The organism is Saccharopolyspora sp. MMCC62, from assembly GCF_057736575.1.
This window is the reverse complement of sequence record NZ_JBYKCM010000007.1, coordinates 360,102-378,310: the sequence shown is the minus strand read 5'-3', so window position 1 is coordinate 378,310 and position 18,209 is coordinate 360,102. Positions and strand designations below refer to the sequence as shown.

Sequence of the window (18,209 nt, the reverse complement as noted above, 5' to 3'; positions counted from 1 at the left end):
ACCTGCGCAGGAGGCTGACATGAGCGGACATGAGCGGAGCGGGCCACCGGGGCCCCGGATCACGGGGGGAGCGCTGCGCCCGTTCCACGCGGTGCTGGTGCTGCCGGTGATCGCTCTGCTGGGCACCCCCTTCTTCCCCTTCGTCAACACGGCGGCGCCCTGGTTCGGGTTGCCGTCGGTGGTGGTGTGGGTGTGCGGCTGGTGCGTGCTGACCAGCCTGCTGCTGGCGTGGGTGCTGCGGCGCGAGGAGGCGGCCGGGCTGATCTCCGGCGACGACCCGGATGGACCGGACGACCCGGATGACCCGGCCGATCCGGTCGCGGAGCGCGGCGGGAAGGTGGACGCCCCGTGATCGCGATCGCGCTGTCCGGCCTGGTGCTCATCGCCGTCGTCGGCCTGCTCGGCAGGCGCGGCGGCGGGTTCGACCTGGCCGCCTGGACCGTCGGTGGCCGCCGCTTCGGCGCGGTGGCCACGTTCTTCCTGCAGGCGGGGGAGATCTTTACGACCTTCACGTTCCTCGGCATCTCCGGATTGGTCCTCGGCGGTGGCGTGGCCGCGATGTACATGCCCTCGTACCTGGTGCTCGGCTACGTCGGGATGTTCCTGGTGGCGCCGCTGGTGTGGCGGCTCGGCAAGCGCCACGGGTACCGGACGAACTCGGACTACCTGCGCCACCGGTTCCGCAGCCCGGTGCTGGGCGGGCTGACGGCGGTGCTGGCGATCGTGTTCTTCATGCCGGTCATCCAGGTGCAGCTGGTCGGGCTGGGCACGATCGTGTCGTTCATGACCGGTGACGAGCGGACCGGGACGGTGAGCGTCGTGGTGGCGATGTTGCTGGTGCTGGTGTTCGTGCTGTGGTCGGGGTTGCACGGGGTGGCGGCGACGTCCTACCTGAAGGACGTGCTGATGGTGGTGGCGCTGCTGGTGATCGCAGGCGGCGTGCTGCTGGCGCGGCAACCGGAGGGCGGGCTGTTCACCGCCGTGTTCCAGGGCGCGCGGGAGCTGCTGACGATCCAGCCCGGCGGTTCCTACGGCACCGCCTGGTACGTGACGAGCATCCTGGTCAGCGCGGCCGGGTTCGGGGCGATGACGCTGCCGTCGAGCTGGCCCGCGGTGCTGTCGGGTCGCTCGTCGAAGGCGGTGGCCTCGAACCACGTGTTCCTGCCGCTGTACACCGTGGCGGTGGCGATCCCGGTGCTGGTCGGCTTCTACGCGGTCGCCGCCGCGACCACTCCGGCCGGTGCGGAGAACGCGGCGCTGCTGGAGCTGGCGCAGCGCACGCTGCCCGCCCCGCTGCTGGCGGTGGTGCTGATCGGCGGTGCGGCCTGCGCGATGGTGCCCGCCGCGGGCGGCCTGATCTGCGTGGCGACGCTGGTGTCGAGCAACCTGGTGCCGTCCGGCATGGCGGAGGGCGCGCGGCTGCGGGCGAGCCGGATCACCGCGGCGGTGGTGTCGGTGCTGGTGCTGGCGTTGACGTTGGGGCGCCCGGACCTGATGGCGAACCTGTACCTGCTCACCTACAGCGGCATGATCCAGCTCGCGCCCGCGAACCTGCTGGCGCTGCGGGAACCGGTGCCGGTGCGGTCCTCGGCGGTGCTGGCCGGGCTGGTCGCGGGCGAGTGCGTGGTGCTGGTGTCGGCGGTGCTGCAGGTGAACCCGTTCGGCGTGAACGCGGGGCTCACCGGGCTGGCGGTGAACCTGCTGGTGCTGGGTGCCGTCGCGGTGGTGCAACGCCGTTCTCCGGCCACCGCGGAGCCCGCCCGGATCGGCTGATCGACCGGCTCCGCACGGGCCCGCCGGGGGCGTCCGGCGGGCCCGTTCCACTGTGATCAGGGCCACTCGTGAGCAACGCCACGGGGAAAGGCGCATCGCGGATCGCGGCCGCTCGGCTGCTGACAGGTGTGCGCGCTCGTGCCAAGCTGTGCAATCGGCGCGCAACCTGCCGGAAACCCCTGCGTTCACCGGGTTTTCGCCGCCCAGGTGGCGCGTGAGCGCCGTAAAGCGGTGTTTCCGGTGTGTTTCGGGCATGTTTCGGTGGGTCGTTCCGGAAGCCGTTCGCGGCGCGGAGGCCGGGATAAGGTCTGCGGCGGCGGGTCGGGCCGCCGCGATACCGAAGCTGGCAGCGGGCCGTGCCCACCGGGTGGCGCACCGGTGCGGACCGCCGCGCGCCGGGCGATCACGAGGAGATGGAGGAGCGAGCTGTGGCGAATCTCGACGAGAAGCTTCAGGACATCTACGACGAGGTGCTGCACCGCAACCCCGGTGAGGACGAGTTCCACCAGGCGGTGCACGAAGTCCTCGACAGCCTCCGCCCGGTCGTCGCCAAGCACCCGCAGTACGTCGACGCCGAGGTCATCCGCCGCCTGTGCGAGCCGGAACGGCAGATCATCTTCCGGGTGCCGTGGGTGGACGACAAGGGATCGGTGCAGATCAACCGCGGGTTCCGCGTCGAGTTCAACTCCGCGCTCGGGCCGTACAAGGGCGGCCTGCGGTTCCACCCCAGCGTCTACCTGGGCATCGTGAAGTTCCTCGGCTTCGAGCAGATCTTCAAGAACTCGTTGACCGGCATGCCGATCGGCGGCGGCAAGGGCGGCTCCGACTTCGACCCGAAGGGCCGTTCCGACGGCGAGGTCATGCGGTTCTGCCAGTCGTTCATGACCGAGCTGTACCGGCACATCGGCGAGTACACCGACGTTCCCGCCGGGGACACCGGGGTCGGCGGCCGGGAGATCGGCTACCTGTTCGGCCAGTACAAGCGGATCACCAACCGCTACGAGTCCGGTGTGCTCACCGGCAAGGGCCTCAGCTGGGGTGGTTCCCAGGTGCGCCCGGAGGCCACCGGCTACGGCACGGTGTTCTTCGTGGACGAGATCCTCAAGGCCGCCGGGGATTCCTTCGACGGCAAGCGGGTCGTCGTGTCCGGTTCGGGCAACGTCGCGCAGTACGCGATCGAGAAGGTGCACCAGCTCGGCGGCACCGTCGTGGCCTGTTCGGACTCCAGCGGTTACGTGGTGGACGAGAAGGGCATCGACGTCGCCCTGCTGCAGGACATCAAGGAGGTGCGGCGCGCCCGCATCGACGAGTACGCCACCGACCGCGGCAACGGCGTCCGGTTCATCACCGGTGGTGCGGCCTGGGACGTGCCGTGCGAGATCGCGCTGCCCTGCGCCACCCAGAACGAGCTGGACGCCGACCACGCGGCCGAACTGGTCCGCAACGGCTGCAAGATCGTCGCGGAGGGCGCGAACATGCCCACCACGCCGGACGCCATCAAGTACCTGACCGACGCGGGCGTGAAGTTCGCGCCGGGCAAGGCGGCGAACGCGGGCGGCGTCGCGACCTCCGCGCTGGAGATGCAGCAGAACGCCTCGCGCGACTCGTGGACGTTCGAGCACACCGAGCAGCGGCTCGCCGAGATCATGCGCGGCATCCACGACCGCTGCCTGCAGACCGCCGACGAGTACGACACTCCCGGCAACTACATCGCGGGCGCCAACATCGCCGGCTTCACGCAGGTCGCCGACGCGATGCTGTCCCTCGGCGTCGTCTGAGCCGCACCGCTCGCGCGGCGGCCCGGCGAGGTGGAACGGCCCGTTCGGCCACTGCGGTCGAACGGGCCGTTCGCCTGCGGGGCCCGGATCAGGCGGGCTGGAGGGCGGCGCGGACGGCGGTGGACACCTCGCCGCGCAGCCGGGCGAACTCCGCGGAGGCGCGCAGCTCGTCGGCCGGAACTCCGCTTCGCGGCAGCGGAACCGGCAGATCCAGCTCGATCCGGCCGGGCCGGTTGCTGAGCACGATCACCCTGCTGGCCAGGAAGACGGCCTCGTCGACGCTGTGCGTCACGAACACCGCGCCCTGCTCGGCGCCGTCGGTCAGCGACCGCAGGTCCTCCTGCAGGCGTTCCCTGGTGAGCGCGTCGAGCGCCGCGAACGGCTCGTCGAGCAGCAGCAGGTCCGGCCGTCCGGCCAGGGCGCGGGCGATGGCGACCCGCTGCTGCTGGCCGCCGGAGATCTCCCAGACCCGCCGCCCGCCGATCTCGGCGAGGCCCACCCGGTCCAGCAGTTCCGCGCGCGGCTGCGCGCGCTGCCCGCGCGGTACCCCGGCCCAGCGCAGCGCCACGTCCAGGTTCCCGGCGACCGTGCGCCACGGGAACAACCGGGGTTGCTGGAACACCACGCCCACGTCGCGGCCGGGCACCGGAGCGCGCCCGTCCAAGGCGACCGCGCCGGTGCTGGGCCGCTCGAAACCGGACACCAGCCGCAGCAGGGTGCTCTTGCCGGAGCCGGACGGGCCCACGACCACCACGAACTCGCCGCGCTCGACGCGCAGGTCCAGCGGCCCGAGCGCGGTGACGGCGTTCCCGCCGCGGCCGTAGGAACGGGTGGCGCCGGAGATCTCGACGAGGGGCTGTTCAGGCATGGGCGGGCTCCGGGATGCGCAGGGCGCGCTGGAAGGTGGCGAGGTCGGGCAGGGCGTCGATCTTCCGCTGCTCCAGCAGGAATCCGGCGGTGTCGCGCAGTCGCGCGGCGAGCGCACCGGGTGCCTGCGGGTCGCCGAAGTACTCGGGGGCGCGCTGCTGGTCCAGGTCGAGGTAGAGGTTCTGCCGCAACTGGCCGAGCGCGTCGTCCACGCTGCTGCCGAGCTGCCTGCTCACCGCTTCCGCGACGGGCCGCGGATCGGTGCGGATCTGCCGGATCGCCGCATCGGTGGCGTCCAGCCAGCCCTGCACGACGTCGGGGCTGCGGTCGAGGAATTCCCGGGCGGCCACGGCGAAGGTGAGCGTCGGCTTGCCCGCGGCGGCGAGCTGCGCGCTGTCCACCAGCGTCGTCCCGGTGCGCTGCAGCGCGGTCAGCGTCGGCGTCCACAGGTAGGCGCCGTCGAGGTCGCCGCGTTCCCACGCCGCCTGGATGTTCTGCGGTTCCAGGTCAACGATGTCGACTCCGCCCGGGTCGACGCCGTGCTGCCGCAGCGCGGCGAGCAGGCTGTAGTGCGCGGTGGAGCTGAACGGGGCGGCGACCTTGCGCCCGACCAGGTCGGGGATCGCGCGGATGCCGCGGTCACCGCGCACCACGAGCGCCTCGCTGCTGCCGATCACGTTGAGCAGCTGGACGATCTGGTACGGCACGGCCAGCGGCGGGCTGAGCGCCTGCGCGGCCGGGCTGCTGCCGATGACGGCGATGTCCAGCGCACCGCTGAGGAACGCGGTGTTGATGCTCGCGCCGGAGTCGAACGCGGTCCACTCGAACTCGTGGTCCGGGAACCGGTCCTCCAGGGTGCGCTGCTCCTTGACGAGCAGCGTGCCGTCGGCGAAGTTCTGGTAGGCGATCCGGACCTTGCGGGCCTTCTCCTCCTCGGTCTCGCCGCCGACGCCGCACGCGCTGAGCGCGGGGACGGCCGCGGCGGCGCCGAACAGGCCGAGCGCGGCGCGCCTGCTGAACCGGTGCACGGGTTCTCCTCCTGGAAGGGGTGGTCAGATGCGGCTGCGCCACGGGGACAGCGCTTGGCGCGCCGCGACGATCAGCAGGTCGATGACGAGTCCGGTGATGCCGATGACGAACAGGCCGAGGATCACCACGGCGGTCTGGTTGTAGCGCTGGGCGTTGAGCACCATGCCGCCGAGCCCGTCGGCGCCGTTCACGGTCTCCGCGGCCACCACCGACCCGTAGGCGATGCCGACGGCGAGCCGCACGCCGGTGAGGATCTCGGGCACCGAGGCGGGCAGGACCACCGAGGCGACCACTTGCAGCCTGCTCGCACCGAGCGCTTCGGCGGCCTCCACGTACTGCCTGCCGACCCCGGTGACCGCGGCGGCGGTGGCCACGGCGACCGGTGGGAACGAGGCCACCATCAGCAGGTACACCTTGGGTTCCTCGTCGATGCCGAACCAGATGACCAGCAGGCTCAGGTAGGCCAGCGGCGGTAGCGCGCGGATGAACGTGACCAGCGGTTCCAGCATCACCCGCACCGGCCGGACCAGACCCATCACCAGGCCGAGACCGATACCGATCAGCACGCCGTAGCCGACGCCGTAGGCCAGTCTGCGCAGGCTCACCGCGAGCCGTTCCAGCAGCGTGTAGCCGGCGTAGCCGGACTGGCCGTTGTCCGCGTCGCTGGTGGACAGCAGCTGCGCCCACACCTGCGCGGGCGCGGGCACGATCTGCTCGGGCCAGATCCGCAGCGCGGCGACGAGCTGCCACACCAGCACCAGTACTACGACGGCGCCGAGCCCCAGCAGCGGTCCGCTGAACGGGCGCAGCGCGCGCAGCGCCGGTCCGGGTTGTTGCCTCGGTCTTCCCCACTGCGTCAGCACGGCGGGAAAGCTAGGACCCGGGGTGCGCGCCGGGCAATGCCGTCCGGCATGCGGGATCGCGCCGGTCGCGGTGCGCTCCGATGTGGACCGTCGTGGGCGCGGCCGGTTCCTCCGGTTCGGGCGGAAGTGCCAGCTCAGCCGGTCGACGCGCGGGCGCCCGCCGCCCACCACGGCGGGGGCCGCGCGCGCAAGGGTTCGGGTGGATCTCCCAGCTGCCGGACGGAGCCCTCAGCCGAGCGGGCTGACCGCGGCGAGCGGCCAGCCGAGCAGCACGCCGCCGACGACGGCGGGCAGCCACCACGGGGCGCCGGCCCTGGCGAGCACGGCGGCCCACGCGAGGTGCCAGAGCAGCAGCATCGCGAGCAGCGGAGCGATCAGGACCACGAACCCGGGCAGCAGCCCCGCGCCGACGGCCACCGCGATGCCGAGCGCGGCGGATCCCAGCACCGCCACCCGCACGCCGTCCCGGCGCACGCCGCGTCGGCCGCGGGCCGCGAGTTCCGCCGCTGCGCAGGCGATGCCGCCGCTCGCGACCAGCAGCGGGGTCCACCACCAGCGCGCGCCGTGCGGCACGGGCTCCGCCGCGCCGATCCCGATGGGCAGCAGGACGGCCAGCGCCGCGTAGCAGGCGACCGCCACCGACCGCCACGCCGAACCTGAACGTCCACATCGGACTCGATGGCGAAGTTGCGGCACCGCGGCGAATCCGAGCCCGAACAGCACGAGGAACAGCCCGAGCTCGCCGCCGACCGCCAGCGGCGACCAGCCGGCCGGGGCGGCCGCGGAGCCCGCCCAGCCGGCCGCGAGCCCGGCCGCGACGGCACCGGCGATCGCGGGCGGCGCGGCAGGGGATTCCTGGTCCGCGGGGGCCGCGGGCCGGACGATCCGGCGCGCGAACGGCACGAAGCCGACCGCGAACGCGGCCCACAGCAGCACCGCGGGCCGGATGCGTTCGCCCGCGGCGTTCCCGAGCGGAGCATCGACGCCCAGCGAGTTCTGCAACCACCGCGCGGTGTCCGCGTGCGCCCGCGGCGCGAAGAGGATCGAGAGGTGCTCGGCGCGGGGGAGGACCTCGACCGGCCGGTGGTCGCCCGGCGCCCCGGCCCGGGAGGCCTGCTCGGCGGCCCGGTGGAACGACGGGAACTCGTGCCTGCCGACCAGCAGCAGGAGGTGCCGTGCCGCCGCGGGCTCCGGCACGGCACCGTCGGGCAGCGAGATCGCTACCGTCGCCGCGATCTCGGGGTGCGCCGCGGCGAACCGGTACACCGCGCCCGCTCCCATGGAGTGGCCGACCAGCCCGATCCGGTCCGGGTCGACCTGCGGCGTCCGCCGCAGCATGCCGACGGCCGCGTCCAGGTCCGCCGCGAGCCGGAGTTCCCGCGCCGGGCCATCGGGTAGCGGCGTCCGGTTCGCCCCGTGCCCGGCGAAGTCCGGCAGCGCGACGACGAACCCGGAACGCGCCAGCGTCGTCCCCCAGTCGGCCATCAGCCGGCGGCTCGCGGCGTGCCCGTGCGCCACGACCACCGCCGGAGCCGTCCCGGTCAGCGCGGCGGGGCGCACCAGGTCCATCGGCACCCCGTCGACGACGGCGCGCGTGCGGATCACGCCCGAATCGACCTGGGCCAGCCCGAATCCGGCACCCACGAGCAGCAACACCGCCAGGACGGGAACCAGCCACGACGAAGCGGGACGCACGACGCTCACCACCCCGAGATCGTCCCACGCGGTGATCACCCGCGGGGCGGGCCCGTGCTCACGGCCGGGGGCGCAGCAGCGTGCGCGCGAGCGCGTCGAGGAGGTAGCCGAGGACGCCGATCACCAGGATCACGGCCATCACCTGGTCGTAGGCGAGCTGGTCGCGGGAGTTGAGGATCTGGTACCCCAGCCCGGAATCGACGCCGAGCATCTCCGCGGGCACCAGCACCACCCACGCGATGCCGAGCGCCAGCCGCAGCCCGGTCAGCACGTGGGTCCGGGCGGTCGGCAGCACCACGCTGGTGAGCACTTCGAACCGGGTCGCGCCGAGCGACCGGGCCACCCGCACGTGCCCGGGCGAGACGGCGTGCACCCCGGCGGCGGTGTTGAGCACGATCGGCCACACGGCCGCGGCCGCCACCAGGAACGTGACCGGCCGGTGCCCGATGCCGAACACGGCGACCGCAATCGGTGCCCAGGACAGCGGCGAGATCATCCGCAGGAACTGGAACACCGGCCGCGTCGCCCGTTCCACCACGTCCAGCGACCCGACGAGCAGTCCGACCGGGACGCCGACGACCGCGGCGATGAGCATGCCCAGCAGCAGCCGCCACAGGCTGGCCGCCACGTCCGGCAGCAGCACGCCCCTGGCCAGCAGGTCGCCGATCGCGGGCACCGCGCGCTGCGGGGCGAACGCCGACAGCAGCCGGTCGCCGGTGAGCACGTCGGTCAGCAGCCACCACACCGCGACGGCCACCAGCACCGCCACCAGCGGCGGCCCGACCCGGTGCGCGAGACTCGGCCGGTCGGTCCGGGCGGGGCTCGTGTCCTCGGCGCCGCGCGGGGAGAGCGTGGTCATGCGGGGTTCACCTCTTCGCTGCGGGTCAGGGAGCCGGGCAGGCCGAACGCGGCCGGTCCGCCGAAGCGGCGCAGGCTGCCGCGGACGAACCGGTCGTCGACGAGCTGCCCGTGCACCTCGTCGGCGCGGAGGCCGTCGAGGAACCGGGTGTCGCCGTCGACGACCGTGGCGCGCATCGATTCGACGAGTTCCGCGGTGAAGCCGGGGAACGGGAACGGTTGGAAGCCGATGCGCTGCCCGGACCACTCCGGGTGGTGCAGGGCGTGCGGGTAGTCGGCCGCCGGGTACTCCAACGCCGTCGACACCGCTTTCAGCGGCTGCGGCAGGTACTTCCCGCCGGTGAGCGCCCGCGCGCCACCCGCGCGATCGCGGGCGAGGCCGAGCTGGGTGAGCGCCAGCGCGTCCACCAGGCCTTGCACCCGGCCCGGTGCGGTGTCCAGCAGGTCCTGGTGCGCGAGCACCACGCAGCAGGCGTGGTCGCGCCACACGTCGCCGACGAACCGCAGGATGCGACCCACGCCCTTGATCTCGGCGATCGCGTTGAACGGGTCGGCCACGATGTAGCCGCCGACGGAGCCGCCGTCCAGCGCGGGGACCATGTCGGAGGGGCTCAGCACCACCAGCTCCACCGTGCCGTCCGCGGCGGAGGGCTGCTGCCGCACCACCGGGGTGAGCCCGGCGGCGCGCAACATCCGCTGCAGCACGATGTTGTGGATGGACCACCAGAACGGGATGGCGACCTTGTGCCCGGCGAGCTGCTCGACGCGTTCGACGTCGCGGCGGACGGTGAGCGCCGAGCCGTTCGTGTGGTTCCAGGCCAGCACCCGGCATTCGGCGCCCATCGCGTAGCGCAGCTGCACCGCGAACGGCATCAGCAGGTGCACCACGTCGACCTGCCGGGTGAGGAACGCTTCGGCCAGCGACGCCCAGCTGCGGAACTTCACCGGCCGCGCCGCCCCGGTGCCGTGCTCGTCGAGCAGGCCGCTGCCGTGCGCGAGCAGCAGCGGTGCCGCGTCGGTGATCGGCAGGTAACCGATGCGCAGTGCGCCGGAGGAGACGTCGCGGTGCCGCGCCGCGTTCAGCCCGAGGTCGGCGGTGGCGCCGAGACCTGCGGCCGCGCCCAGCGCCCCGGCGCCCAGCAGCAGCGACCGGCGTGACCACAGCGGACTCATCGGGCCGCTCCCGCGGCGACGGGGCTCGCCGGGTAGTGCGCGAGCAGTTCTTCCCGCAGCGGGCCGTCCGCGGTGCCGGGGGAGTTCGGCCATTCCCGCGCCACCGCCCCGGAACCGTCGAGCATCGCGATCCGGTCGGCGACCAGCAGCGCCTCGTCCACGTCGTGGGTGACCAGCACCGAGGTGAGCGCGAGGTCGTCGGTGCTCGCCCGCACCCAGCGCTGCAGGTCGGCGCGCGCCGCCGGGTCCAGCGCGCTGAACGGTTCGTCGAGCAGCAGCAGCGCCGGGCCGATCGCCGCGGCCCGCGCGACCGCGACCCGCTGCGCCTGCCCGCCGGAGAGCCGGTCCGGGTAGGAATCGGCGAGCTCGGCGAGCCCGAGCCGCTCGATCAGCCCCGCCGCCCGGTCCGGCGAGAACCGCGCCCGGTTGGCCCGGTAGCGGCCGCCGAGCAGCACGTTGTCCCGCGCCGTCAGCCACGGCATCAGGTGCGGCTGCTGGAACACGGCACCGATCGGGGGCCGGGTGCCACCGGCCCACTCCAGCGCGCCGCCGTCGAGGGACTCCAGTCCGGCGAGGATGCGCAGCAGCGTGGACTTGCCGCAGCCGCTGGGGCCCAGCAGCACCACGAACTCCCCGTCCCGCACCACCAGGTCCAGTCCGTCGAGGACCTTGCGGTGGTGCGGCGGGTACGACTTCTCCGCGCCGCTCAGGCGGACCGTGACAGTTCCCACCGCAGTTGTCCTTCCGTCGGGGCCTGGATCGGGAGGAAGGCGGCCTCGCGCAGCCTGCGGCTCGTGGGGCTGGTGGCGGCGTAGCCGCGGCCACCGGTCACCGCCGCCTCCAGCCTGCTCGCCGCGCCGGCCGCGCGCGCCGCGTCCAGCCGCAGCCGCAGCAGGTCCGCGGGCCGCGGCGGGACGCGGGCGAACTCGAACAGCCGGGACCGCACCGAGTCGTGCGCGGCGGCGAGCTCGTCGAAGTCCGGGCGGAACTCGGCGTTCAGCCCGTCCAGCGCGGTCGCCGCCTGCCGCCGGGACGCGCCCGCGAGCCCGGTGCAGAACGCGCTCTGCACCAGCAGGAACGTCGGCCGCACCGCGCGCACGAACTCCGTCAGGTCCGCGCTGAGCACGTCCGCCGCCGGAACGTCCACTTCGGACAGAACCACCGACGAGGAACCGGTCGCGCCGAGCGCCAGCAGCTCGGGCGCGGGGCGGACGGTCACACCCGGATCGCCGACGCGCAGCGCCGCGATCAGCCCGCCGCCGTCGGCGAACCGGGCGGGGACCACCACCAGCGCGCCGTCGAACAGGTTCGAAGCCCACCGGATGGGCCCGTTCAGCCGCACCCCGGTGCCGGTCCGCTCGGCCAGCACCGGCACCGGTTCGATACCGGCGACGTGCTTCATGGCGGGCGCCATCGCGGTGACGCCGATCCGGGACCCGGTGCGCAGCGCGCCCAGTTCCCGCGCCGCTCCCGCACCGGCGGGACCGCGGGCCACGTACTCGACGACCATCCGCTGCGCCCACAGCGAGAACGCCGAGGACAGGCACCCGGCCGCGACGTCCTCGACGAGCAGCAGCATCGTGGCGAGGTCGCCGCCGCAGCCCGGTGCCCCGAGCTCCAGCAGCCCGCGCTCCCCGAGGAACCGCAGGCCGGGCCGCACGTCGGCGTCGCCGCGGTCCAGTTCCGCGGCGCGGTCGGCGAAGTGCTCGGCGACCTCGGCGCGGCCCGGGTAGTCCGCGGGCACGCCGGTCCGGGTGGTGTGCGCCGCCGTCATGTCAGCCCCGGTCCAAGGTGTGCAGCCGGTCGATCGGCGTGCTCACGGCGTCGCGCGCCTTGCGCACGACGCCCTCGTCGGGGGCGTCGTAGAGGCACAGGCACTTGGCCATGTCCTCGCGCACGTAGGTGCGCAGGAACGTCACCTCGGGCACCTCGGCGTACTTGGGCGCCTTGGCCTTCTTGTTCGCCAGGTAGGTGTCCATGTCCAGGTCGGCGGGGAAGTCCCACTCGACGAGGTAGCCGGCTTCGGGGCGGGCCGCCTTGACGTCGGCGAGGTCGGCGCCGACCAGGCGGACCAGGTGCGGGCCGGACAGCTCGGCGACCTCGGGCAGCCGCTCGCCGCGGAGGGCGGCGAGGTCGGCGTCGTCCGCGGCCTCCACCACGGCGAACACCCGGTCCCGCGCGCCGGTGACCTGCGATTCGATCAGTTCGGCGCCCGCGTCGCGCGCGGCGGAGTCGAAGGCGGCGAGCAGCTGCTCGGTCCGCTGGCGGGCGTCGTCGGCGGGCACGATCTCGTACAGGAACAAGGACATGGCGGAGCCTCCGTGCGGGCAGGGGGATGCGCGGCAGCGGACGACGGGACACGTCGTCCGCGCGGATGGCGCGAGAGGGGTTCAGGCCAGGGGAGCGGGACAGATCGCGCTGGCGATGCGGAGCAGGTCCACCTGCAACCGCCGCACGAGCTCCGAACCTGGCATGCCACCACCCTAGAGCTAGACCGATCGTTCTGTCCATCGATGTTAGGCTGTGTCCATGGCCACCACGCGATCCGGCGCAGCCGCCCCCGCCCAGCGACTCCTGGACGCGGCCGGAACCCTGTTCGTGCGGGAGGGCATCCGCGCGGTCGGCATCGACCGGGTGCTCGCCGAGGCCGGGGTCGCGCGGGCCAGCCTCTACCACGCCTACGGCTCCAAGGACGGCCTCATCGCCGCCTACCTCGACGACCAGGACGAGGCCGACCGCGGCAAGTGGGAGAAGGCCGCCGCCGAACTGGACTCGCCGCGCGAGAAGGTCCTGGCGCTGTTCGACCTCGCGCACGGCGCCGCGTTGAACCGGCGGTTCCGCGGCTGCCTCTACCTCAACGCCGCCACCGAGTTCCCCGATCCGCAGCACCCGGCGCGCGCCGCCATCGACCGGCATCGCACCTGGCTGCACGAGCTGCTCGTGGACCTCGCCGCCCGGTCGGGTGCCGCCGATCCCGAAGCGACCGCCGAGCGGATCCGGCTGATCTACGACGGCGCGGTCGCGGGCTCCAAGTTCAGCCGCGGCACCGAACCGATCGAACTGGGCAAGCGGCTCGCCGCCGAGCTGCTCCCGAACTGACCGCCGTTCCCGGGATTTCCCCTTTTACTGGGAAATGTGGGAGCGCGGGTGCGCGCATTGCCCTGAACGGATGGAAACGCATCCGGAATCCGCTGCTCCGGGCGGCGCACGCAGCGCGGATGATTGCCGTCGCCGAGTCCGATCTGTACGGTTGATCTCGCCGCGATGGACAACGTTGTCATGGGGGATCTGTGCGCGATCCGGGCTGTTCTTCCCGCTGCCTCCGAGGATTCCGCGCGGTGTTCCCGGTGGTCGCGCCGCTGCCGTGGCCGGGCGGGCCGTCGCCGCACGCACCACCGAATCCGCCTCGATGATCGACGGGAAACGGCCGCCGGAATGCGGTCCGTGATTCCTCGGGCCTGAACGGGAAAATCCGCGAACTCGGCCCGCCGCGAACAATTCCGATTCCACCCGACCCGTTCCGCGTCCGCGGAACCGCGGTCGTCCCCGTTCGCCGTGGCGCGGATCCGCCTCGTCCGGCACCGAACCGCCCCGACCTCCCAGGAGAGGAGCACGATGCGCACCTCCAGGCGCAGACGCACATCCGGCCGGAACAGATCGATGCTGGCCGGAGCCGTCGGACTGGTCACTGCACTGGCCCTGCCGGGCTCCGCGGTCCCGGCCGTCGCCGCCCCGGCCGCGCCGGGCGTCGAAGACCCGGCGCAGTACGTCAACCCGTTCACCGGCACCAAGCCGGGTGGTCCCGACTTCGGCCACGGCGGGGGAGCGGGCAACACCTTCCCCGGCGCGGTCGCGCCGTTCGGGATGATGCAGTGGAGCCCGGACACCGCCGAGTACCAGCACGGCGGCTACCAGTACGAGGACGACCGGATCCGCGGGTTCAGCCTCACCCACATCTCCGGCGCCGGGTGCGGGGACTTCGGCAACATCCCGTTCCTGCCGACGCTCGGCGACGCCCCGGCACCGGACTACCCGTTCTCGCACGAGAACGAGTCGGCCTCGCCCGGCGCCTACGACGTCACCTTCGACAACGGGCTGCGCACCGAGCTCACCGCGACCCAGCGCGCGGGCCTCGCCCGGTTCACCTACCCCGAGGGCGAGACCGCCTCGCTGTCGATCGACGCGGCGAAGGCGTTCAACGACGCATCGGGCTCGCTGACCATCAACGGCAACAGCATCGACGGTTACAGCGACGGCGGCGGATTCTGCGGCGGCTCCAACGAATACCGCGTTTACTTCCACGCCGAGTTCGACCACGACTTCACCAGCAGCGGCGTCGTCCGCGACGGCCGGGTCGACACCTCGGCGAAGGAGATCTCCGGATCGGGCACCGGGGCCGCGAACCGGCAGCAGGCGCAGGACGACGGCGCGCAGGCCTTCGTCTCCTTCGACCCGGGCGCCGAACGCACCGTCACCGCCCGCGTCGGCATGTCGTTCGTCAGCCTGGACGGCGCGAAGGCCAACGCCGCGGCGGAGCTCGGCGACCGCGGGCTCGACCAGGTCCGCGACGGCACCCGCGCGGCGTGGAACGAGATGCTCGGCCGGATCGACGTCGGCGGCGGCAGCGACCAGGACCGGCGGCGGCTCTACACCGGGCTGTACCACTCGCTGCTGCACCCCAACGTGTTCAGCGACGTCGACGGGAACTACACCGGTTTCGACGGCGAGGTGCACCAGGCCGAGCAGGGTCACGTCCAGTACGCCAACTACTCCGGCTGGGACGTGTACCGCTCGCAGACCCAGCTGGTCGCGCTGATCGCCCCGGACATCGCCTCGGACATCGCGCAGTCCGCGGTGAACCAGTCCGCGCAGGGCGGTTACTTCGACCGCTGGACCGTCGCCAACGGCGGCACCGGCGTGATGACCGGCGACCCGCTGCCGATCATGATCTCCAGCGCGCACGCGTTCGGCGCCACCGACTTCGACACCGGCCGGGCGCTGGAGCGGATGCGCGCCGGGGCGGCGAACGAGGACGAGCGGCCGGTGCACGAGCAGTACGGCGAACTCGGCTACATCCCCGCCGAGGACGAGGAATCGTGGGGCTCGGTGTCGACGACGCTGGAGTACACCAGCTCCGACTTCGCCATCTCCCAGTTCGCCGACCGGATCGGCGACACCGGGGCGCGCGACGAGTTCCAGCAGCGCGCGCGGAACTGGCAGAACCTGGTCAACCCGGACAGCGGCTGGATCCAGCCGCGCAAGGCGGACGGGTCCTGGCCCGAGTTCGACCTCGCCCAGCAGGACGGCTACGTGGAGGGCAACGCCGCCCAGTACGCCTGGATGGTGCCGTTCGACCACGCGGGGCTGTTCGACCGGATGGGCGGGAACGAGCAGGCCGGGGCGCGGCTCGACGAGTTCTTCGCCGAGCTCAACGCCGGACCGGAGGAACCGCACGCGTACCTCGGCAACGAGCCGTCCGCGAACACCCCGTGGGCCTACGCCTACGCCGGGCAGCCGCACAAGACGCAGGACGTGGTGCGCCGGGCGCTGACCGAGCTGTTCAGCGCCGAACCCGACGGCCTCGTCGGCAACGACGACCTCGGCCAGATGTCGTCCTGGTCGGTGTGGGCGGCGCTGGGCATGTACCCGGAGGCGCCGGGCCGCGCGGACCTGGTGCTGGCCAGCCCGCTGTTCCCGTCGATCAGCATCGACCGGGGCAACGGCACCACCATCACCGTCAACGCGCCCGACGCGTCGCAGGACGCGAAGTACGTGCAGGACCTGTCGGTGAACGGGGAGCGGACCGGGAAGCCGTGGCTGTCCGAGCGGTTCGTCGCCGACGGCGGCACGCTCGACTACACCCTCGGCGCCGAGCCGAACACCGGGTGGGGCAGCGCTCCGGAGGACGCGCCGCCGTCGTTCGGCTGATCCCGCGCTGATCCGATCGAGGCCTCCGGTTCCCGCCGGGGGCCTCGATCCGCGTCAGCGGCGGGGTGCGAGCAGGCGCAGCAGCACTTCGTCCACGATGGATTCCACTTCGGACCGGGGGACGGTGCCGGTCTTGACGTGCTCGACGATCACCAGGCGGGGGCCCACGGCGGCGATGCGCGGGGTGATCGCGTCCGGGTCGGCTTCGCCGCGTTCGGCGCCTGCGCGCAGGATCCGCAGCAGCAGCTCCTGCCGGGGCTCGACGACCTGCTGGAACACCCGCTCGTAGAGCTCGGGGTGCCGGGAGCTCTGCGTCAGCAGCGGCCGCAGCGCGCGGCCCTGCGGTTCGTCCAGCGCGGCGGCGAGCCCGCTCAGCACCGCCACCAGGTCGTCGCGCAGCGAGCCGGTCCGCGGGTCGGGGGTCTCGGCGAAGCCGGTGACCGGGTCGGCGAGCGCGGCCAGCACCAGTTCGGCGGGGCTGCTCCAGCGCCGGTACAGCGAGGCCTTGCCCGCGCCCGCCTTGGTGGCGATCTTGTCGAAGCTGAGCTCTTCGAAGCTGGTGTGCGCCAGTTCTTCCAGCGTGGTCAGGTAGATCGCGTGGAGCAGCGCCGCGCCCCGCCTGCGGGGCCGTGGCGCGGAGTCCTCGTGGGGTGCGGTGCTCACCCGACCTGTATAGCCCCCGAGGCAGGGGTGCGCGTAGCCCGGCCCGCCGCGCGTCGCGAGGGGGGCGAGCGTACGGTGTTCTTAGTGAACAGACATGTCTCTTAAATGGGAGTCGCACATGAGCACCCAGCCCGCGAAGATCGCCCTGCGCGACGTCCGGCCCTTCGACGGCCACCGCATCGGGGAGCCCACCACCGTCGTGCTGGACGCGGGCCTGATCGGCGGCGACGAGCGCGGCGCGCAGGTCGTCGACGGCGGCGGCGCGGTGCTGCTGCCCGGCCTGATCGACGCGCACGTCCACCTGCAGGGCCCGGAAACGCTGCGGCGGCTCGCCGAGCACGGGGTGACGACCGGCCTGGACATGGCGTCCTGGCCCGCCGACTTCGTCGACGCGCTGCGCGGCACGACCGGCGCCGCCGACATCCGCAGCGCGGGCACCCCCGGGATCGGGCCGTCCGGCCCGCACAACCACATCCCCGGCATGCCCGCGGAGGCCGTGCTGCACGACCCGGCCGAGGCGCGCCGCTTCGTGCGGGCGCGCGTCGCCGAAGGCTCCGACTACATCAAGATCGTGCTGGAGGCCCCGGGCGACGGCGGCCCGGACCGGGACACCGCGGTCGCCCTCGTCGAAGCCGCGCACGAGCAGGGCGAGCAGGTCGTCGCGCACGCCAGCACGCCCGGCGCCTGGGCACTGGCCCTGGACGTCGGCGCCGACATCGTCACGCACACCCCGCTGGGCGCCCCGCTGGCCGAGGCCGACATCGCCCGCGCCGTCGCGGCCGGGACGGTGGCCGTGCCGACGCTGGCCATGATGGAGGGCATCGCCACCGCCAAGGGATTCCCGCAGGCCTACGAGGCCGCGCCGCGCAGCGTCGGCGCGCTGCACCGCGCCGGGGTTCCGGTGCTCGCCGGGACCGACGCGAACACCCAGCCCGGGTCGCCGTCGCCGGTGCCGCACGGCAGCAGCCTGCACCACGAGCTGGAACTGCTGGTGGCGGCCGGGCTCACCCCGCTGGAGGCGCTGCGCGCGGCGACCTCGCTGCCCGCCCGGTACTTCGGGCTCGCCGACCGGGGGAGCATCGCCCCGGGACTGCGCGCCGACCTGGTGCTCGTCGACGGCGATCCGCTCGCCGACATCACCGCCACCCGGGCGCTCCGCCGGATCTGGTGCGCCGGCATCGAGGTCGAACCCGCCGCCTGATCAGGCCGACGCGTCCCACGGGGTGCCGTGCCTGGAGTGCAGGTGCACGACCGCGGTGGGGGCCGGGTCGCGGCGGTAGGAGGCCCCGCGTAGCGGGAACTCCTTCGAGGGCCGCGGCCCTTCGAGGTGCACGATGGACTCCACGTCGGACCTGGGGACGGTGCCGGTCTCGACGTGCTCGACGATCACGACGTGCGGGCCGACGGCGGCGCCGGCGTGGGAGCGGGCGTACTGCGAACAAGGTCCGCGGTGTCCGGCGCGTGCATCGAGATCGGCCCCGCCGCCTGATCGCGGTGGTCCCGGTGCCGACACCGGGACCGGGCGCCTGCTCCATTTCCGCGCGGTGCCGCGCCATTTCGCCCATTATCTGGAAATCGTTCG

At 73.3% G+C, this 18,209-nt stretch carries 17 protein-coding genes; 6 read left to right on the top strand and 11 right to left on the bottom strand.

What is annotated here, in order from left to right:
- Positions 1 to 19: 19 nt before the first annotated feature.
- From AC29IT_RS18835 to gdhA, 3 genes are all read left to right on the top strand, one after another.
- Positions 20 to 352, top strand: a complete 333-nt coding sequence (locus tag AC29IT_RS18835; RefSeq protein WP_488219630.1) for a hypothetical protein — start codon at positions 20 to 22, stop codon at positions 350 to 352.
- Positions 349 to 1,773: a sodium:solute symporter family protein gene (locus AC29IT_RS18830; protein ID WP_358439459.1), complete on the top strand. Its 1,425-nt coding sequence runs from the start codon at positions 349 to 351 to the stop codon at positions 1,771 to 1,773. Before AC29IT_RS18835 ends, AC29IT_RS18830 begins: the two co-directional genes overlap by 4 nt.
- Positions 1,774 to 2,201: 428 nt before the next feature.
- Positions 2,202 to 3,551, top strand: a complete 1,350-nt coding sequence (gene gdhA, locus AC29IT_RS18825; protein WP_358439456.1) for an NADP-specific glutamate dehydrogenase — start codon at positions 2,202 to 2,204, stop codon at positions 3,549 to 3,551.
- Positions 3,552 to 3,639: 88 nt separating this feature from the next.
- Here the strand turns inward: gdhA and AC29IT_RS18820 are convergent, their stop codons facing one another.
- The 9 genes from AC29IT_RS18820 to AC29IT_RS18780 form a co-directional block, all read right to left on the bottom strand.
- Positions 3,640 to 4,419, bottom strand: coding sequence for an ABC transporter ATP-binding protein (locus tag AC29IT_RS18820; RefSeq protein ID WP_488219629.1), 780 nt, complete (start codon positions 4,417 to 4,419; stop codon positions 3,640 to 3,642).
- Positions 4,412 to 5,446 (bottom strand): taurine ABC transporter substrate-binding protein, encoded by a 1,035-nt coding sequence (locus AC29IT_RS18815; RefSeq protein ID WP_488219628.1) that lies wholly within the window; start codon positions 5,444 to 5,446, stop codon positions 4,412 to 4,414. Before AC29IT_RS18815 ends, AC29IT_RS18820 begins: the two co-directional genes overlap by 8 nt.
- Positions 5,447 to 5,470: 24 nt before the next feature.
- Complete coding sequence (locus AC29IT_RS18810; protein ID WP_358439448.1) at positions 5,471 to 6,310, bottom strand: ABC transporter permease; 840 nt, start codon at positions 6,308 to 6,310, stop codon at positions 5,471 to 5,473.
- A gap of 228 nt (positions 6,311 to 6,538) precedes the next feature.
- A complete protein-coding gene (locus tag AC29IT_RS18805) occupies positions 6,539 to 7,966 on the bottom strand; it encodes an alpha/beta hydrolase (protein ID WP_488219627.1) in 1,428 nt (475 codons plus the stop codon).
- Between the two features lie 97 nt (positions 7,967 to 8,063).
- Positions 8,064 to 8,864 (bottom strand): ABC transporter permease, encoded by an 801-nt coding sequence (locus AC29IT_RS18800; RefSeq protein ID WP_488219626.1) that lies wholly within the window; start codon positions 8,862 to 8,864, stop codon positions 8,064 to 8,066.
- Positions 8,861 to 10,036 (bottom strand): ABC transporter substrate-binding protein, encoded by a 1,176-nt coding sequence (locus AC29IT_RS18795; protein WP_358439440.1) that lies wholly within the window; start codon positions 10,034 to 10,036, stop codon positions 8,861 to 8,863. The genes AC29IT_RS18800 and AC29IT_RS18795 overlap by 4 nt, the downstream gene beginning before the upstream one ends.
- Positions 10,033 to 10,767, bottom strand: a complete 735-nt coding sequence (locus AC29IT_RS18790; protein ID WP_488219625.1) for an ABC transporter ATP-binding protein — start codon at positions 10,765 to 10,767, stop codon at positions 10,033 to 10,035. The genes AC29IT_RS18795 and AC29IT_RS18790 overlap by 4 nt, the downstream gene beginning before the upstream one ends.
- Positions 10,743 to 11,810: a hypothetical protein gene (locus AC29IT_RS18785; RefSeq protein WP_488219624.1), complete on the bottom strand. Its 1,068-nt coding sequence runs from the start codon at positions 11,808 to 11,810 to the stop codon at positions 10,743 to 10,745. Before AC29IT_RS18785 ends, AC29IT_RS18790 begins: the two co-directional genes overlap by 25 nt.
- 1 nt (position 11,811) lies before the next feature.
- Positions 11,812 to 12,345 carry a DUF4242 domain-containing protein gene (locus tag AC29IT_RS18780; protein WP_358439433.1) on the bottom strand — a complete coding sequence of 178 codons (534 nt, stop codon included), beginning with the start codon at positions 12,343 to 12,345 and terminating at the stop codon, positions 11,812 to 11,814.
- A 220-nt stretch (positions 12,346 to 12,565) separates the two neighbouring features.
- On the opposite strand from AC29IT_RS18780, the gene AC29IT_RS18775 reads away from it, so the two are divergent.
- Together AC29IT_RS18775 and AC29IT_RS18770 are read left to right on the top strand one after the other, a co-directional pair.
- Entirely contained in the window at positions 12,566 to 13,135 is a 570-nt protein-coding gene (locus AC29IT_RS18775; RefSeq protein ID WP_358439430.1) for a TetR/AcrR family transcriptional regulator, read from the top strand.
- A gap of 561 nt (positions 13,136 to 13,696) precedes the next feature.
- Positions 13,697 to 15,964, top strand: coding sequence for a GH92 family glycosyl hydrolase (locus AC29IT_RS18770; protein WP_488219623.1), 2,268 nt, complete (start codon positions 13,697 to 13,699; stop codon positions 15,962 to 15,964).
- Positions 15,965 to 16,018: 54 nt separating this feature from the next.
- On the opposite strand, the gene AC29IT_RS18765 is transcribed toward AC29IT_RS18770, so the two are convergent.
- Entirely contained in the window at positions 16,019 to 16,627 is a 609-nt protein-coding gene (locus tag AC29IT_RS18765) for a TetR-like C-terminal domain-containing protein (protein WP_488219622.1), read from the bottom strand.
- Between the two features lie 118 nt (positions 16,628 to 16,745).
- Here AC29IT_RS18765 and AC29IT_RS18760 point away from each other — a divergent pair, with 118 nt between their 5' ends.
- The gene (locus AC29IT_RS18760) at positions 16,746 to 17,828 is read left to right on the top strand and encodes an amidohydrolase family protein (protein WP_488219621.1); all 1,083 of its coding nucleotides are present in this window, start codon (positions 16,746 to 16,748) and stop codon (positions 17,826 to 17,828) included.
- Here the strand turns inward: AC29IT_RS18760 and AC29IT_RS18755 are convergent, their stop codons facing one another.
- Positions 17,829 to 18,017 (bottom strand): class II aldolase/adducin family protein, encoded by a 189-nt coding sequence (locus AC29IT_RS18755; protein ID WP_488219620.1) that lies wholly within the window; start codon positions 18,015 to 18,017, stop codon positions 17,829 to 17,831.
- Between the last annotated feature and the right edge of the window lie 192 nt (positions 18,018 to 18,209).

Excerpts from the sequence above, each read along its gene's own strand:
- AC29IT_RS18835 (WP_488219630.1), top strand. The coding sequence starts at position 20 with ATGAGCGGACATGAGCGGAGCGGGCCACCGGGGCCCCGGATCACGGGG.
- AC29IT_RS18785 (WP_488219624.1), bottom strand. The coding sequence starts at position 11,810 with ATGACGGCGGCGCACACCACCCGGACCGGCGTGCCCGCGGACTACCCG.
- AC29IT_RS18775 (WP_358439430.1), top strand. The coding sequence starts at position 12,566 with ATGGCCACCACGCGATCCGGCGCAGCCGCCCCCGCCCAGCGACTCCTG.
- AC29IT_RS18780 (WP_358439433.1), bottom strand. The coding sequence starts at position 12,345 with ATGTCCTTGTTCCTGTACGAGATCGTGCCCGCCGACGACGCCCGCCAG.
- AC29IT_RS18760 (WP_488219621.1), top strand. The coding sequence starts at position 16,746 with ATGAGCACCCAGCCCGCGAAGATCGCCCTGCGCGACGTCCGGCCCTTC.
- AC29IT_RS18795 (WP_358439440.1), bottom strand. The coding sequence starts at position 10,036 with ATGAGTCCGCTGTGGTCACGCCGGTCGCTGCTGCTGGGCGCCGGGGCG.
- AC29IT_RS18800 (WP_488219626.1), bottom strand. The coding sequence starts at position 8,864 with ATGACCACGCTCTCCCCGCGCGGCGCCGAGGACACGAGCCCCGCCCGG.
- AC29IT_RS18770 (WP_488219623.1), top strand. The coding sequence starts at position 13,697 with ATGCTGGCCGGAGCCGTCGGACTGGTCACTGCACTGGCCCTGCCGGGC.
- AC29IT_RS18820 (WP_488219629.1), bottom strand. The coding sequence starts at position 4,419 with ATGCCTGAACAGCCCCTCGTCGAGATCTCCGGCGCCACCCGTTCCTAC.